This is a genomic window from Neobacillus sp. DZ-9, assembly GCF_059587065.1.
Window position 1 is genome coordinate 115,094 of sequence record NZ_JCAIOL010000005.1, and the last position, 14,394, is coordinate 129,487.

The 14,394-nt window shown below is 38.4% G+C and carries 16 protein-coding genes; 10 read left to right on the plus strand and 6 right to left on the minus strand.

Annotation, left to right across the window (positions count from 1 at the left end; genetic code table 11):
- The first annotated feature begins 100 nt into the window (after positions 1-100).
- The 3 genes from AC59HZ_RS15500 to AC59HZ_RS15510 all read left to right on the plus strand — a co-directional run bounded on the left by AC59HZ_RS15500 (position 101) and on the right by AC59HZ_RS15510 (position 2,174).
- Positions 101-820, plus strand: a complete 720-nt coding sequence (locus AC59HZ_RS15500) for a YwaF family protein (protein WP_496546701.1) — start codon at positions 101-103, stop codon at positions 818-820.
- A gap of 217 nt (positions 821-1,037) precedes the next feature.
- Positions 1,038-1,505, plus strand: coding sequence for an SRPBCC family protein (locus AC59HZ_RS15505; protein ID WP_496546702.1), 468 nt, complete (start codon positions 1,038-1,040; stop codon positions 1,503-1,505).
- Between the two features lie 144 nt (positions 1,506-1,649).
- A complete protein-coding gene (locus AC59HZ_RS15510) occupies positions 1,650-2,174 on the plus strand; it encodes a cupin domain-containing protein (protein ID WP_496546703.1) in 525 nt (174 codons plus the stop codon).
- A 178-nt stretch (positions 2,175-2,352) separates the two neighbouring features.
- Here the strand turns inward: AC59HZ_RS15510 and AC59HZ_RS15515 are convergent, their stop codons facing one another.
- Together AC59HZ_RS15515 and serC are read right to left on the minus strand one after the other, a co-directional pair.
- Positions 2,353-2,622 (minus strand): hypothetical protein, encoded by a 270-nt coding sequence (locus AC59HZ_RS15515; protein WP_496546704.1) that lies wholly within the window; start codon positions 2,620-2,622, stop codon positions 2,353-2,355.
- A gap of 127 nt (positions 2,623-2,749) precedes the next feature.
- On the minus strand, positions 2,750-3,847 hold the full coding sequence (gene serC, locus AC59HZ_RS15520) for a 3-phosphoserine/phosphohydroxythreonine transaminase (protein ID WP_496546705.1): 1,098 nt from the start codon (positions 3,845-3,847) through the stop codon (positions 2,750-2,752).
- 247 nt (positions 3,848-4,094) lie between these two features.
- Between serC and AC59HZ_RS15525 the strand changes: the two genes are divergently transcribed.
- A complete protein-coding gene (locus AC59HZ_RS15525) occupies positions 4,095-4,880 on the plus strand; it encodes an arylamine N-acetyltransferase family protein (RefSeq protein ID WP_496546706.1) in 786 nt (261 codons plus the stop codon).
- A gap of 43 nt (positions 4,881-4,923) precedes the next feature.
- On the opposite strand, the gene AC59HZ_RS15530 is transcribed toward AC59HZ_RS15525, so the two are convergent.
- Positions 4,924-5,145: a hypothetical protein gene (locus AC59HZ_RS15530; RefSeq protein ID WP_496546707.1), complete on the minus strand. Its 222-nt coding sequence runs from the start codon at positions 5,143-5,145 to the stop codon at positions 4,924-4,926.
- A 191-nt stretch (positions 5,146-5,336) separates the two neighbouring features.
- Complete coding sequence (locus AC59HZ_RS15535; protein WP_496546708.1) at positions 5,337-5,837, minus strand: GNAT family N-acetyltransferase; 501 nt, start codon at positions 5,835-5,837, stop codon at positions 5,337-5,339.
- Positions 5,838-5,973: 136 nt separating this feature from the next.
- Here AC59HZ_RS15535 and AC59HZ_RS15540 point away from each other — a divergent pair, with 136 nt between their 5' ends.
- Entirely contained in the window at positions 5,974-6,534 is a 561-nt protein-coding gene (locus tag AC59HZ_RS15540) for a class I SAM-dependent methyltransferase (protein WP_496546709.1), read from the plus strand.
- Between the two features lie 195 nt (positions 6,535-6,729).
- Entirely contained in the window at positions 6,730-7,230 is a 501-nt protein-coding gene (locus tag AC59HZ_RS15545) for a hypothetical protein (RefSeq protein WP_496546710.1), read from the plus strand.
- 34 nt (positions 7,231-7,264) lie between these two features.
- Here AC59HZ_RS15545 and AC59HZ_RS15550 read toward each other — a convergent pair whose 3' ends face one another.
- Both AC59HZ_RS15550 and AC59HZ_RS15555 read right to left on the minus strand, forming a co-directional pair.
- Positions 7,265-9,577, minus strand: coding sequence for a thiamine pyrophosphate-dependent enzyme (locus AC59HZ_RS15550; protein ID WP_496546711.1), 2,313 nt, complete (start codon positions 9,575-9,577; stop codon positions 7,265-7,267).
- A gap of 18 nt (positions 9,578-9,595) precedes the next feature.
- Positions 9,596-10,606, minus strand: a complete 1,011-nt coding sequence (locus AC59HZ_RS15555) for a 2-oxoacid:ferredoxin oxidoreductase subunit gamma family protein (protein ID WP_496546712.1) — start codon at positions 10,604-10,606, stop codon at positions 9,596-9,598.
- Positions 10,607-10,978: 372 nt separating this feature from the next.
- Between AC59HZ_RS15555 and AC59HZ_RS15560 the strand changes: the two genes are divergently transcribed.
- From AC59HZ_RS15560 to AC59HZ_RS15575, 4 genes are all read left to right on the plus strand, one after another.
- Complete coding sequence (locus AC59HZ_RS15560) at positions 10,979-12,280, plus strand: MFS transporter (protein WP_496546713.1); 1,302 nt, start codon at positions 10,979-10,981, stop codon at positions 12,278-12,280.
- Between the two features lie 71 nt (positions 12,281-12,351).
- Positions 12,352-13,284, plus strand: a complete 933-nt coding sequence (locus AC59HZ_RS15565; RefSeq protein ID WP_496546714.1) for an aldo/keto reductase — start codon at positions 12,352-12,354, stop codon at positions 13,282-13,284.
- 168 nt (positions 13,285-13,452) lie between these two features.
- Complete coding sequence (locus AC59HZ_RS15570; protein WP_496546715.1) at positions 13,453-13,833, plus strand: hypothetical protein; 381 nt, start codon at positions 13,453-13,455, stop codon at positions 13,831-13,833.
- Positions 13,823-14,314 carry an aminodeoxychorismate lyase gene (locus AC59HZ_RS15575; protein ID WP_496546716.1) on the plus strand — a complete coding sequence of 164 codons (492 nt, stop codon included), beginning with the start codon at positions 13,823-13,825 and terminating at the stop codon, positions 14,312-14,314. The genes AC59HZ_RS15570 and AC59HZ_RS15575 overlap by 11 nt, the downstream gene beginning before the upstream one ends.
- Positions 14,315-14,394: the final 80 nt, after the last annotated feature.

Genomic DNA, 14,394 nt, shown 5'->3' on the forward strand with positions numbered 1-14,394 from the left:
ATATCCATTCCTAGTCACCAAATAAATCGTAACTTGATTTTTTGTTGTTGAATATAATGGAGGTAAACAGATCTTATTGGCAGAATGAGGTGATGAAATCATGTTTTCTGTTACTGGAATGCGGGATTTCAAGTTGTTTTCCATGCCCCATATTGTTACGTTATTCATCTTCTTTACTACATTTTTTGCTTTCGTGTATTACAGAAAAAAGCTTAAACATTACCAGGCCATGATAAAATGGACAATATTTGCGATGTTACTATTTGGTGAGTTATCTATTCAATTGTATTTAATTTTAATTCATGATTATGAGTTTAGCGATCTTCCATTGCAGATCTGTTCCCTAAGTACCTTTCTTGCGCTGTACCTATATTTCAAAAGAAGTCAAAAGGCCTTTAATTTGTTATTTTTTATCGGGTTGCTTCCACCGATATTAAGTATGATTTCTCCAGATATTGTCCACCAATTTCCCCATTTCCGGTTTATCAGATATTTTCTTCGTCATGCAGCCATTCCTTTAGCCGTCATGTATTTTATCCTATTTGAAGGTTACAGAGTTCCTAGAAAAGCCATTTTATCAAGTTTTTTAACTATCAACCTCATTGCCGTACCGATATTTTTCTTGAACCAATTGCTTGGCACGAACTTTTTTTTCATCGCGAATCCATCGGAAACCGAAACAATCTTGACCTATTTCGGCACCGGGATCATGTATTATATTAATTTAGAAATTGTCGCATTTTTGGTATGTATAATCACTTATATTCCTATGGGCATTTTGCTAAAAAAAGAAAACAAGAATTTAAGTGTCGAAAATTAAATAAACTAAATGAAAATATCCCTCCCCAGTCTTTAGAATCAATAAAGATTCTTCGGCATGAAGGGATATTTTTTGTGAATGGTGTCATTGAATGGTGTCAGGCACCGTTCGTGGACAATTTGCTTTGAATGTCCGTGTGGGGTGGACATTATTTGTTTGCGATTACAGTGATTGGTTAGTATAATAGATTCATGCAACTTGTGGTGCTTACTCCAGTATGAATTTAAGGATATTTAGAGAGGTGGAAAATGAATTGGAAACAACGAATAATGCAAAAGTAACGGTAAAGGCAACAATACAGGCTCCGGTAGATAAAGTATGGGAATTTTGGAACGAGCCATTACATATTACAAAATGGAATCAAGCTTCTGATGACTGGCATACGACACGTGCTGAGAATGATTTAAGGGCTGGCGGTAAATTTTCTTCCAGAATGGAAGCGAAAGATGGCAGTTTTGGATTTGATTTCGGCGGCACTTATGATGAAGTAAAATTAAATGAGAGTATTTCCTATACTCTTGGCGATGGAAGAAAAGTAAATATTACCTTTATTGGTCAAGGCAACGAAACAGAAATCATTGAAACCTTTGATGCCGAAACCATGAATCCAGTTGAAATGCAGCAACAGGGCTGGCAGGCAATCTTAGATAATTTTAAAAAATATGCAGAACAAACAACCATGTAAATTACAAAAGCATGTTTTTTCAATAAAGCGACGTACAGACAAAGGAGCTTGATGATTCGAGCTCTTTTATTTATGATTTCTTTGGTATAGTATATTTTGGTGAGTTTATTTTTTCTATACATAAAAAAGGAAAGGACTTTTGCGATGAAAATTCATGAAGTGGATTATTGGGTAACAAAGCTAGGACTTGAACCACATCCTGAAGGTGGTTTTTACAAACGTACTTATGAATCTGGGGAAAAGGTTACTGATCATGAGTTAACCGTTCAATACGAGGGGCAGCGAAAGCTTTATACAAGCATTTATTTTCTTCTTACGTCTGAAAATGTTTCTCATTTTCACCGATTGAAATCTGATGAATTATGGTATTTTCATGCTGGAAGTTCGCTGACCATTCACGTCATTCACGAAAACGGCGAATATCAAGAAATGAAATTGGGGTTGAATTTGGAGGAGGGAGAGGTTCTCCAAGCTTTGGTTCCAAAGAATTCAATCTTTGGCTCGTCAGTCATGGAGGATGATGCATACTCCCTGGTTGGTTGTATGGTTTCGCCAGGCTTTGATTTTCAGGATTTTGAACTGTTTACCCAAGAGGAGCTGTTAGCAAAGTATCCGCAGCATCAGGAAATCATCCAGAAGCTAGCTTACAAACAGATTCCCCAAATATGATTTTACAGGTCCGCCAATTGACCATTGCCAGTTTAGGTAATAAAAAATGCCAATCCTTCTAACAAAATACAAAGGATTGGCATTTTTTTCATCACCATTAAAGGATGATTTGAATTGATTGGGATATTCGGCGGAAATAGATGTGTGTTGGCGAAGCCGGGCCAGCCCTTACTAAGGTCTATCGATGTAAAAGAATATCAAAGAGATCAGGGTGTTTTATGGAAATAAGGCCAAGTACCACGACTAATAAGCCGATAGTCCAAAAAATCAACGCCACTGTTCGATAACTAGCAAGAAGAAAATCAGAAAAAATATCCGATAAGGTCTCTAATAAAGCTACCCAGAATGGTTCTCCTGTATCTTCATCCATTCCCCAAAAGATCCATCCCAACAGTAGGAAGAAAAACCCAAAAGCGATGAGTATGAGTGCTCCCGTCACAGTTATCACCCGCCTTTTTTCTATATTATTTTTCGATAGCTTGTTAGTTGAATAAGAAAAAGGCGAAAGTAAAGGAGATGTGTAAAAATAAAAAAAGCCCCATAGGAATACTGTCTATGGGGTCCATTCGTTTATTCTAATTATTTTCCTTTTGAAATTGAATCATAAACTCACTGAATGCTTGGCACGCTTCAAATGGCACTGCATTATAAGTTGACACGCGGCATCCACCAATTGAGCGATGGCCGTTAACTCCTACAAACCCTTTTTGTTTTGCCTGTGCTAAGAAACGCTTTTCTAATTCTTCTGTTTTTAAATTAAAAGTAATATTCATAAGCGAACGACTGTCTTTTTCAGCATGTCCGATGTAAAACCCATCACTAAAGTCGATTGCATCATAAATCAGTTTCGCTTTTTTCTCATTCAGTTCAGAAATGGCCTTTAATCCGCCTAACTCCATAGCCCACTTTAGGACTTCGCCAAGCATGTAAATGCCAAAGGTTGGAGGTGTGTTATACAAGGAATTATTCTTTGCATGTATGCCGTACTTTAACATCGTAGGGATGTTTGTGTTTGCTTGAGCAAGCAAATCCTTGCGAATAATCACAACAGTCACACCAGATGGGCCGAGGTTCTTTTGTGCACCAGCGTAAATAAGGGCAAATTTGCTGACATCAATCGGCTTTGAAAGAATATCACTCGACATGTCAGCGATTAATGGTACATCACCAGTGTTTGGATATTCCTTCCATTGTGTGCCGTAAATGGTATTGTTTGATGTAATGTGCAAATAGGCATCTTCATTTTTATACTGTAATTCTTCAACCTTTGGTATGCTTCGGTATTTGCCTTCTTTTGTAGAGGCTGAATGGTAAACTTCCCCAAATAATTTGCCCTCTGTGAATGCTTTCTCAGACCAAGATCCAGTCATGACATAGGCGGCTTGCTTCCCAGGATGTAAAAAATTCATCGGGATCATAGAAAATTGGAGGCTTGCTCCGCCCTGAAGGAAAAGCACTTCATAACTGTCCGGAATCGACAATAACTCTCGTAAACTGTCAATTGCCTGATTATGTACCTCCTCATAGGGCTTGCTGCGGTGGCTCAATTCCATCACAGACATTCCAGTACCACGAAAATCAATTAATTCCTGTTGAGCTTTTTCTAAAACGGAAATCGGCAGTGCTGAAGGACCAGCATTAAAATTATAGGTTCGATTAACTTGTACTTTCATTTTGTCTCACTCCAATTTTTATTTACTTGAATATAACATGTTTTTCGAATTTTATGTTTTTTAAAGTGAAGATTTTTGAAAAAAATTTTGATTTTTTTTATTTGGATTGTTCAAATCCAGAACTTATTGCAGAAAATACCAATTGTTCACAATGTTGTACCCATATCTTTGATGATTTAAAATATTTTTATGCATTGGATAATTTTAGAGGTAACGTTCGAAAAATGATTTTAGGGAGAGTCGTGTAATGGGTGATTTTAATCTTATATTTAGGAGAAGAATCGGTTTGCTTGATAGGGAAGTCATTACTTTTGAAAAATTGGATCATGTCTTGGAAAAGACTGCGAAATCAATCCCGTTTGAAAATTTGTGTATCATCAAGAATCAAACAACTGAAATTACAAAAGAGAACTTAATTAGTAAAATAATCAAAAAAAACGAAGGCGGGCTTTGCTATGACCTAAATTCCATCCTTTACTTATTTTTAGTGGAAAATGGTTTTGAGGCAGCTTTAGTTCGCGGAGTGGTCTATAACCAAGCTAGTCAACGATGGAATACGTTTGGGAGGACACACGTCGCTATTATCATTACCCACCATGGAAAACAATATCTCATTGATTCTGGTTTTGGAGGGAACTTACCTTTAAAACCTGTTCCATTTACAGGCGAGGTTATCGAGTCCAGTAATGGAGAATTTCGAGTAGAGAGAGTAGATATTGAGCAAGGTGATAATGTTTTATTTATGAAATTAAAGTATAAAGACAAGGATTGGAAATTGGGATATGTATTTGATTCTACAGATCAAATAAAAGATGTATCTAAATTAAATGAAGTACAAAAAATCATTATAGAGCACCCAGAATCCCCTTTTAACAAAAAACCATTAATTACTAGAATAACGGATAGTGGGAATATGATTCTAACGGATACTTCTTTTACAGTATGGGATAATGGAAAAGTTACTAAACAGGAAATCGATACTAAAAGATTTAAAGAAATGGTTAAGGACCATTTTGGGATTCAATCTTATTAAAGCCAGCGTGTATGAACTCGCTGGCTTTTTTAATACAATAGATTTATCTTTTTTTGTTTTTGACTTCTTTTGCAGCGGGTTGATTTTTAACCACAACTTTTTCAAATTCTACGTATACATGAATGACTTTTTCATCAATTTTCTTAATACCAACAACTTTTCCTTTTTTTCCTTTTATTTTTATCGGCTCATCGACCGAAGGAATCGTTGATCGCAACTGACTTAAAACGATAGATTTATTTTCTAAAAAATGAATAACAACCACCTTTGAACGCTCCTTTATTATTCGGATTTTTTATAGGAAACTAACTTCTCCTTATAAATATTGAATAAGAAGGAGATTTAGACCAACCTGGTAAACGTTTTAATTAATAGATATTTTTGGCCGTGGAAAGGAGGAAATAGAAAAAATGGTCACGCAAAAAGATACGTGACCACAAAAAGATTTTATACTTATCATATTCCAGCTTTACTGCTTCTTCTTTCTAACAAAGTCGTATCCCGCCAAATACCATCCATTTTACCGATACGCTCGCGTCTGCCAACTTCCCGAAAGCCATATTTTATATGTAATTGGAGACTAGGAGCATTCTCAGGGAAAATACTAGATTGAAGCATCCAAAATCCTCTTTCTTCACTCATATCAATTAAAGCCTGTAACAGCTTACTGCCTATGCCTTTCCCGCTGCTGGTTTGACTAACATAAATGCTTACTTCGGCAACACCCGAATAAACTGTTCGACTAGATACAGGACTTAGAGCAGCCCATCCTAAAATAGTACCTTCTAAGCAGGCAACAATACGACAATTTGTTATATGCCCGTTGTCCCATTCTTCCCAAGAGGGAGCCTCTTTTTGGAAGGTGGCATTGCCGGTTGCAATTCCTTCAAGATAGATTGCCTTGACTTGCTCCCAATCTTCTTTTTGCATTTTATCAATATAAATAGAATTTTTCATAAAAACACCAACTTAATCTAAATTTCTTTAATAAATACCTTACTGATTATATCTAAGTATAGGATTGAACAACATAATCTTTGCAATAAAAATAAGATGGAGTATTATGAAAATACTAATATTAGGGGATCTCAAAATGAATTCAAAAACAAAATGGAATTCTAAGCATAAAGAACGCTTAGAGCAGTTGAAGGAACCTGCTGCGAATCCAAGATTAATGAACTTGTCTAAATATCTTTCGGGAGGAACTGCCCTTGATTTAGCTTGTGGTTTAGGTGGAAACAGTTTCTTCCTTGCGGGAATGAATTATAGCGTTGAGGCGTTGGATATTTCGGATGTCGCTATCAACTTTATTCAAGATTATTCAGTAAAAAATAATCTTAACTTGTACCCTCAGGTGGCCGATCTAACGAGATTAGATAAATTAAATTGGCCTAATAGCCCTTATGATTTAATAGTTATTTCTTATTACCTAGATCGCTCTTTATTCCCCATTGTTAAGAAACTCATAAGAGATGATGGTTATTTTTTTATGGAAACCTTTTATCAGCCACCACTAGATGAAAATCAGGGAGTATCCAATCAATATAAGCTTTATTCAAAAGAATTGTTAGCTCAATTTGATAATTGGAAGGTAGTCTTTTTTGAAGAAAATGAAAAAGAGGGACGGCAAACAATATTTTGTAAAAAATGTTAATTACACTCTTTCGTAAGCAACGCTATGGAGGACACAGTTGCTCTAAAATCCAACTACCGAGTCCATTGGTTTTGAAGAATTACAATATGCAATAAAAATAATCACAAAGACATCGAATGATGGCTATTTTTTATTTATAATACATGATAGTATCGAATATAAATCCGTTGAAACATCTGTGTGGGGGAACAGTGTATGGTTAGTGTTAAAACAGTAATAATCGATGGTGAAAGTATTCATGTATTTAAAAGTGCCATTTATCTTTTTAAATCAAGCACAGGAATCACTTTAGAATTAGATTTGATTGTCAGTGAGGTTACTGTGAAAAAATATAAAAAGATGGAGAACATTATTATTGAAATAGAGTTAGAGGATGGAAGAATCATAAATTCCATTATGCATGTAAAAGTCTTTTCTGGAGGTCTACCGCAGCTTAATTTATTTTGTGAGCTTGATGACATCCAAGAGTATGAAGATTTCGATAAGGTGAACGAAAATGACGCCTGGTTTCCAAATATCGAAGAAGGAATCACATTAGAAGAAATCAGGAAAGTTGAAATGCCGATTGAAGAAGTTAGTTTAAAATTAAAACTCCCAATCGACCAGGTGGAATGGTTGAAAAGTCAAAAAAAGGGACTTTTAAATGAAATGATTAAAGAATGGATTGACGAATTTAGAAAAGTAAACAAAAGCTGAGCCCAAAAGGGGCTTCAGCTTTTGTTTAATAGAATTATAGATAAGGACTTTCGTGCTTTGCTTTGAGCCTCATCCAGCGACGTTCAACCTCATCATCAAACATTTGCAGCATGTCTTTGCTGTCCTCAGTTAACATATGCTTCGTTTTCCCCATCAGCTTCAACCATTCGGAGACATCTAACCGTTTATTTTTAGCCTCAGGGTCATAAGTGATGGTTGTAATTCCTCGTTCCACTTCATAAAGAGGGAAGAAACAGGTATTTACCGCAGCTTCAACGATTGTCTGGCCTAATTCGTCCTTTGATTTCCAGTTCAATGGGCAGGTTATTAAAATTTTGCCGTAAACCAAGCCTTCATTCTGGGCATACCATTGTGCTTTGGCAGCTTTCTTTAACAGGTCGCGGTCAAAAGCTTCAGTTCCTGTAAATACATAAGGAATATGAGTGGCGGCCATAATTTGGGCGGTATCTTTATGATGGAACGGCTTGCCTTTTTGGAACGTGCCTACACTTGAGGTACTTGTCATATGTCCCATTGGAGTCGAGTAGGATAGCTGGCTGCCTGTGTTCATGTAACCTTCATTATCATATTCAAGGATGATCATTTTATGGTTTCTTAGGGCTGTACCAATGGCAGGACCCATACCGATATCCATTCCACCATCACCAGTAACCATGACAAAGGTAAAATCCTCACTCAAGCCCAGTTCAGCAAATTCACCGCGCCTTTTTCGTTCATGAAACATTTCCACAAGACCAGACAGAGTAGCAGAACCATTTTGGAATAAATTATGGATGTATGTCGCTTTATGCGAACTATAAGGAAAACCAGTCGTTACGACCATAGCACATCCAGTATGGAATAAGGCTACAATATCTCCTTCAATTCCTTTGAAGAACAGCTCTAGTCCAGAGAAAATTCCGCAGCCAGGGCACGCTCCATGTCCGGAAGCCAATCGTTTTGGTTTTTTTGTTAAGCTACGCATCGGAGGAATTTTCACTTTTAGTTCACCTGTAGTTTCATCAGGCGTAACGGTAATTAAACCAGTATTCAAATCTTCTTTTTTCATTGGATTTAATACCCTTTTCGGTGCAAATTCAGGGGATCCTGGGTTGTGTCCAAAATAGTCAAAAGTCTTATCAACGTGTCCTGAATTAGCTGCATCCAGAGCTAACTGGAAAAACTGTTCGGCGTCATCAGCATAAAAATCTTTGCCCCCTAATCCGTAGATTCGGTTTATGACCTTTGTATGTGCATTTCCAACTGTTTGCAGAGCAGCTCTTAATTCCAGTGCCATATTACCTCCGTGTGCCCCGTATGAATCTGCACGATCTCCTACTGTTACCGCTTTCACATTTTTCAATGCTTCTGCCAATTTCTTTTGCGGAAAAGGACGAATCATATTAGGGGAGATGACCCCGGCTTTGATTCCTTGAAGACGAAGTTTGTCGGCCACATCTTTACAAACCTCAGCAGCTGAATTTAACATAAATACAGCTACTTCAGCATCCTCCATGCGATATAAATCAAGGACTGGATATTCCCGCCCTGTTAATTGCGCATATTCTTTCGAAATTTTTTCAAAAACATGTTCCGCATTGTACATGGCTTCAGATTGCTGAAAACAATTATTAATATAGTCCGGTTCATTCATATATGGACCGATGGTCACAGGATTTTCCCGATCTAACGCATGAGGGAAGTTCTTCGGAAGCTCTCCGATAAATTTCTGAACATCCGCTCTATTTTTCACAACTTGAACACGCCGCTTTTGGTGGGAGGTGAAATAACCGTCAAACGATACGATGACTGGCAGTCTTACGTCTTGGTCTTCCGCTAGTTTTATCGCGATAATGTTCATATCATAAACAATTTGCGGATCTCGGGCCATCAAAATGGGCCAACCGGTATTCAAGGCAAAATATAAATCAGAATGATCTCCGTGAATATTTAACGGTCCGGAAACCGAGCGGTTGACTAAATTCAGTACCATCGGGAAGCGGGTTCCGGATTGAACTGGCAGCTGCTCTAACATAAATAGAAATCCATTAGCGCTTGTGGCATTAAAAACACGACCACCGCCAGTTGATGCCCCATAACAAATTCCTGCTGATCCATGTTCTCCATCCGCAGGAATCAACACGATATCATGTTCACCTTTGGCTTTCATTCCATCAAGGAACTGGGCGACCTCAGTGGAAGGGGAGATTGGATAGTAGCCCATCACATGATAGTTAATTTGGTGGGCTGCATAGGCGGCCATTTCATTTCCTGATTCAAAAACAACACTTTGTTCAACTGTTCCTTTTGGGACTGTTAGATTATCTTGGTTAACTTCTATGGACATGAAAACCCCGCCCTTTCCTTAATTTCGAATCGCCAAATCAAACAAATGCGGCACACGGTTCTTGTCAGCGTAGCCGTCATTATATTCTCTTTCACCTGTAAGTGCTTCAACTGGACAAGCATGGACGCATTTCAAACAGCCTTTACAATATTGGTAGTCAATTCCTTGAAGGTACATTTGTGCGCGGCCCCGTTTGTCTTCCTTTTCTTCCCAAACAAAGCAAAAGTCCGGGCAGGCAGTATCACAGGCTGCGCAATTGATGCACTTTTCTTCATGAAAATGGGGTAGCATTCCTGCGCGTGAAATACTTAAATCCTTTAAAATACTGTTTCCTGGATTTGTAATCATTCCGCCGATGGCTTGAGTTTTATATCCTAGGAGCGGTTCAGCTCTTTTAAACGGCTTTGGTTCCATCCCTTCATCAAGCTCAAAGGCTTTAAATTCGACTTCATTGTATCCCCGGTTAAAGGTGCGAATATTTGGCTCAACAAAATGAGGATATTTCTTTTCGAATGTTCGGCGAATGGTCTGTTTCATTGACTCTGGATCTAAGAAATCTAGAATCCGATAAAGTGCTCCAAGCATGGCGGTGTTGGCTTTTGTTTGTTCTTCAAAAGCGATTCCTGTGGCATCAATAATGGCAATGGTTCCACCAGATATTTTCATTTGCTTTTTTAGGTCATCAGGGGATTTTTGAGAATTCACTAAGATGGTACTGTCGGGATAGATCCCGCTTGTGCAATCGATGGTTTTAAAAAGGGCATCATGGAAAATGCCGACAACATGAGGTCGTTCTATGGGAGTGGTGTCACGGATGTTGGTTTCAGGGTCACAAAAACGTATGTGCGCTTTGACAGGGGAGCCTTTTTTCTCAGATCCGTATGATGAAAAACCGACTCCATTCAGTCCGTTTCCAACAACGCCATCCTCTGATAGCATTTTCCCTGCCAAATTAGCTCCTAAGCCTCCAATGGATTCGAGGCGGATTTCAAAGAAGCCTAATTCATTGATTTTCGGCAATTTTGACAATAGTATTCCTCCCATCGTGTAAACCGAATTAACAATAAGAATTTTAGGAATTTTCAATAAATTATACTTTTTTATTGTAACAGGTAATAAAAACAGTTACAACAGTTTTTTACTATGGAAAAATCACATGGTGTAATAATGGTGGTTTTATAGGGTTTATAAGTATTAATTAAAGGTTTCGTTGTAATTATATCATTGATTTGATATAGTACAGATGTTGTTTGTTGTATAACAATTATTCAATGGTTTTTGAGGATTTTTTGGAAAGAGGGCATTTTTACTTTATGAACCTTATAAACTGATTTTCTTCTCTTTTAATGTACTATAATAGTAATAAATGTATTAAGAATTTCAAAGAAAGGCGGACAAGTGATGAATCAAAATGCTGATGAATCAAAAGCTTTAGAAAGTCATCCGGCAGGGTTACAAATTTACATTGATTCTCCCGAAAAGCAAAGGCAACTATATAAACGGACTTTGATAATCGTTGTTATTTCGCAAATTTTTGGAGGAGCCGGACTTGCAGCGGGCATTACGGTGGGAGCGCTTTTGGCACAAGATATGCTGGGTTCGGATCGTTTTGCCGGTGTTCCAGCGTTCTTGCTTACCTTAGGGTCTGCTGGGGCGGCACTTATTATAGGGAGGCTCTCCCAACGGTTTGGACGCCGAACCGGACTGGCGGCGGGATTCATGACTGGCGGCTTGGGCGCAATTGGCGTAATCCTCGCAGCATTAACCCATAATGTCTTTCTGCTATTTTTTTCTCTACTAATCTATGGAGCAGGTAGTGCTTCGAACCTGCAAGCACGCTATGCAGGTTCCGACTTGGCCACCAGTACACAGCGAGCAACTGCCATCAGCATTGCATTAGTATCGACCACTTTTGGTGCTGTAGCAGGTCCCAATTTAGTGGGTGTCATGGGCAGTGTTGCTGTGTCAATCGGTGTTCCTGCTTTAGCCGGCCCCTTTATTTTAGGCGCTGCTGCTTTTCTGCTCGCTGGTTTAGTGCTTTCAGCTTTTCTTCGCCCAGATCCACTTGAAGTCGCGAAAGCCATAAGAGCTGTGAAAAAAATAGAAGAGGATCATATTTTAGTTGAGAATACCAATAGTGTAAAAATAAAAAGTCGGGATATAGTGGTAGGGGCTGCCATCATGATTTTAACCCAAATGGTAATGGTCGCGATCATGACCATGACACCTGTTCAAATGAAGCATCATGGACATGGCTTGAGTGAAGTAGGACTGGTAATAGGCATCCATATTGGTGCCATGTACCTGCCATCATTGGTAACCGGTATTCTGGTAGACAAGATTGGACGGACAGCGATGGCTATCGCTTCCGGAGCCACTCTCCTTGCGGCGGGTGTTCTGGCCGCGAGTGCACCTGCCGATTCCATGATGCCCCTAGTCATTGCCCTCGCTTTACTTGGACTTGGCTGGAACTTTGGTTTAATAAGTGGGACCGCACTCATCGTGGATGCCACACATCCTTCTACCCGTGCAAAAACGCAGGGGACGATAGATGTCTTGATTGCTTTATCTGGGGCTTCAGGTGGAGCTCTTTCAGGAATTGTTGTAGCGCAATCTAGTTATACTGCACTTTCTCTGGTCGGAGGCTTCCTTTCACTGCTGCTTATCCCTGTCGTGATCTGGTCTAAACGTTCTAAAAATTAAATGCAAAGCTAAATCCTTTATACTTTTTGTTTGTGTTTGTTATTATGATGATAAAAGGAGATGATTGGCAAATGGCGAAGCAAACCCGGATCGGTAAGACAGATTTATATGTTAATCCTATTGGACTCGGAACCAATGCTGTAGGAGGGCATAACTTATTTCCAAACCTCGATGAGGAAGCTGGAAGAGATTTAGTCCGTGCAGGTCTAGCAAATGGAATCAATTTCTTAGATACTGCTTTCATATATGGAATTGGCCGCTCTGAAGAAATTATTGGTGAAGTAGTGAAGGAAAGAGGGAATCGCTCGGAGGTTGTCATCGCCTCAAAAGCGGCTCATAAATTTGTTGGAAAAGACATTGTGCTGGACAACTCCCCTGTCTTTTTAAAGCAATCCGTCGAAGACAGTTTAAAACTCCTGCAGACGGATTACATCGATTTATTTTATATTCATTTTCCTGATAATGATACCCCTAAGGATGAAGCGGTCGGGGCATTGAAGCAATTGAAGGATGAAGGAAAAATCAGAGCAATTGGTGTATCGAATTTTACGATGGAACAGCTAAAAGAAGCTAATAAAGATGGATATGTAGATGTATTTCAAGGCGAGTATAACCTATTAAGCCGTCAGGCAGAGAAGGACTTATTCCCATACATGACCGAACACAAGATTTCCTTTGTTCCATTCTACCCGCTAGCTTCAGGGTTATTGACCGGTAAATACGCCAAAACTACCGAAATAAGTGAAAAGAATCAAAAGAGACCGAATTTTCAAGGAGAAAGGTATCAGCAGAACCTGGAAAAAATAGAGAAGGTTCGTAAAATTGCCTTGGCAAAAGGAGTGGAAGTCTCTCACATCGTTCTTGCTTGGTATTTAACGCGGGATGCGATTGATGTCATTATCCCAGGTGCTAAGCGGGCAGAACAAGTGCTTCACAATCTTAAAACGTTAGAGGTCCAGCTGACTGTAGAAGAAATTCAAGCGATTGATCGGATTTTTTCTTAATAATCATTCATTCTTTTCCAAAAGTGGGGTCTGACCCCACTTTTTTCTATTTCCCCTCATTTTGCCAATTTTATCGGACTTTTTACGTATTTTTGCGTTTTGTAACAATAAATTAATATTTTGGCTGTATAATAAAAACTTGTTATCAATACAAGGAGGAATATTTAAATGGAATGGACTTTAGCCGGATTGTTTGTGATATCCGTTTTATTACTAATCTTTTCTATTTCAAAATCTACACGTGCTGCAAAGGTAGAACATAATCAAATTGATTTGATTCATATATCTACGATGAAAGAAATTAATTCCTTACAGGAGTCCATTCGGAATCTTGAGCTTGACAATGTAGTCTTGATGAAAGAAGCAGGGGTCCAACTCACTTCTGAGGAAAAAATTCTTAAGCGTGAAGTTCTAGATTTATTCAAACGCAATTATTCGTTAGAAAGTATTGCCGAAATGAAACAAGTCTCAGTAAATAAAATTGAAAAGATCGTTGCTCCCTTTCAGGGTTTAAAGGATGAAGGGAGAAAAGTTGCCAATGAGAATTAACTTATTAAGCAGCTTTGCAGCCGGAATTCTTATTACGACAGCTATTTGCGGTACTGTGTACTTTACTGATAACAGTAAAGTCGCGAAAGCATCAGCTAAACCAGCTGCTAAACCAGCTGAAACCCACACTTTATCTGAAAAAGAAATGAAAGAAAAACTGGCAGCCGCAGGCTATGTTATTCAAACGAAAGCTGAATATGACAAGAGTGTCAAAGAGGCAAAGACAGCTGTACAAAAACAAACACCCGCTAAAGACAACAAGTCTACTAAAACTGTCACGAAACTAATCGTGAATGTATCAGCGGGTATGACCAGCATTGATGTTGGAAATATGCTAGTTAAAGCAGGTATGGTTCAAAATGCGTTTGACTTCTCTAAAGTTATTGAGCAAAGAGGGCTAACGGCCAAATTACGCCCAGGAGTTTTTGTGGTTGATAGTAATATGACTTTTGATCAAATGGTCGGAACTATTTTTAAGTAATATATATAAGTGCGAACTACAACGAAAGGAAATAGCGTTGTACTTCGCACTTTTTTCTGTTGGCTAATATAAAAAACAAA

Coding starts and splice junctions, on each gene's coding strand:
- AC59HZ_RS15500 (WP_496546701.1), top strand. CDS start 101: ATGTTTTCTGTTACTGGAATGCGGGATTTCAAGTTGTTTTCCATGCCC.
- AC59HZ_RS15505 (WP_496546702.1), top strand. CDS start 1,038: ATGAATTTAAGGATATTTAGAGAGGTGGAAAATGAATTGGAAACAACG.
- AC59HZ_RS15510 (WP_496546703.1), top strand. CDS start 1,650: ATGAAAATTCATGAAGTGGATTATTGGGTAACAAAGCTAGGACTTGAA.
- serC (WP_496546705.1), bottom strand. CDS start 3,847: ATGAAAGTACAAGTTAATCGAACCTATAATTTTAATGCTGGTCCTTCA.
- AC59HZ_RS15525 (WP_496546706.1), top strand. CDS start 4,095: ATGGGTGATTTTAATCTTATATTTAGGAGAAGAATCGGTTTGCTTGAT.
- AC59HZ_RS15535 (WP_496546708.1), bottom strand. CDS start 5,837: ATGAAAAATTCTATTTATATTGATAAAATGCAAAAAGAAGATTGGGAG.
- AC59HZ_RS15540 (WP_496546709.1), top strand. CDS start 5,974: ATGAATTCAAAAACAAAATGGAATTCTAAGCATAAAGAACGCTTAGAG.
- AC59HZ_RS15545 (WP_496546710.1), top strand. CDS start 6,730: ATGGTTAGTGTTAAAACAGTAATAATCGATGGTGAAAGTATTCATGTA.
- AC59HZ_RS15550 (WP_496546711.1), bottom strand. CDS start 9,577: ATGTCCATAGAAGTTAACCAAGATAATCTAACAGTCCCAAAAGGAACA.
- AC59HZ_RS15560 (WP_496546713.1), top strand. CDS start 10,979: ATGAATCAAAATGCTGATGAATCAAAAGCTTTAGAAAGTCATCCGGCA.
- AC59HZ_RS15565 (WP_496546714.1), top strand. CDS start 12,352: ATGGCGAAGCAAACCCGGATCGGTAAGACAGATTTATATGTTAATCCT.
- AC59HZ_RS15570 (WP_496546715.1), top strand. CDS start 13,453: ATGGAATGGACTTTAGCCGGATTGTTTGTGATATCCGTTTTATTACTA.
- AC59HZ_RS15575 (WP_496546716.1), top strand. CDS start 13,823: ATGAGAATTAACTTATTAAGCAGCTTTGCAGCCGGAATTCTTATTACG.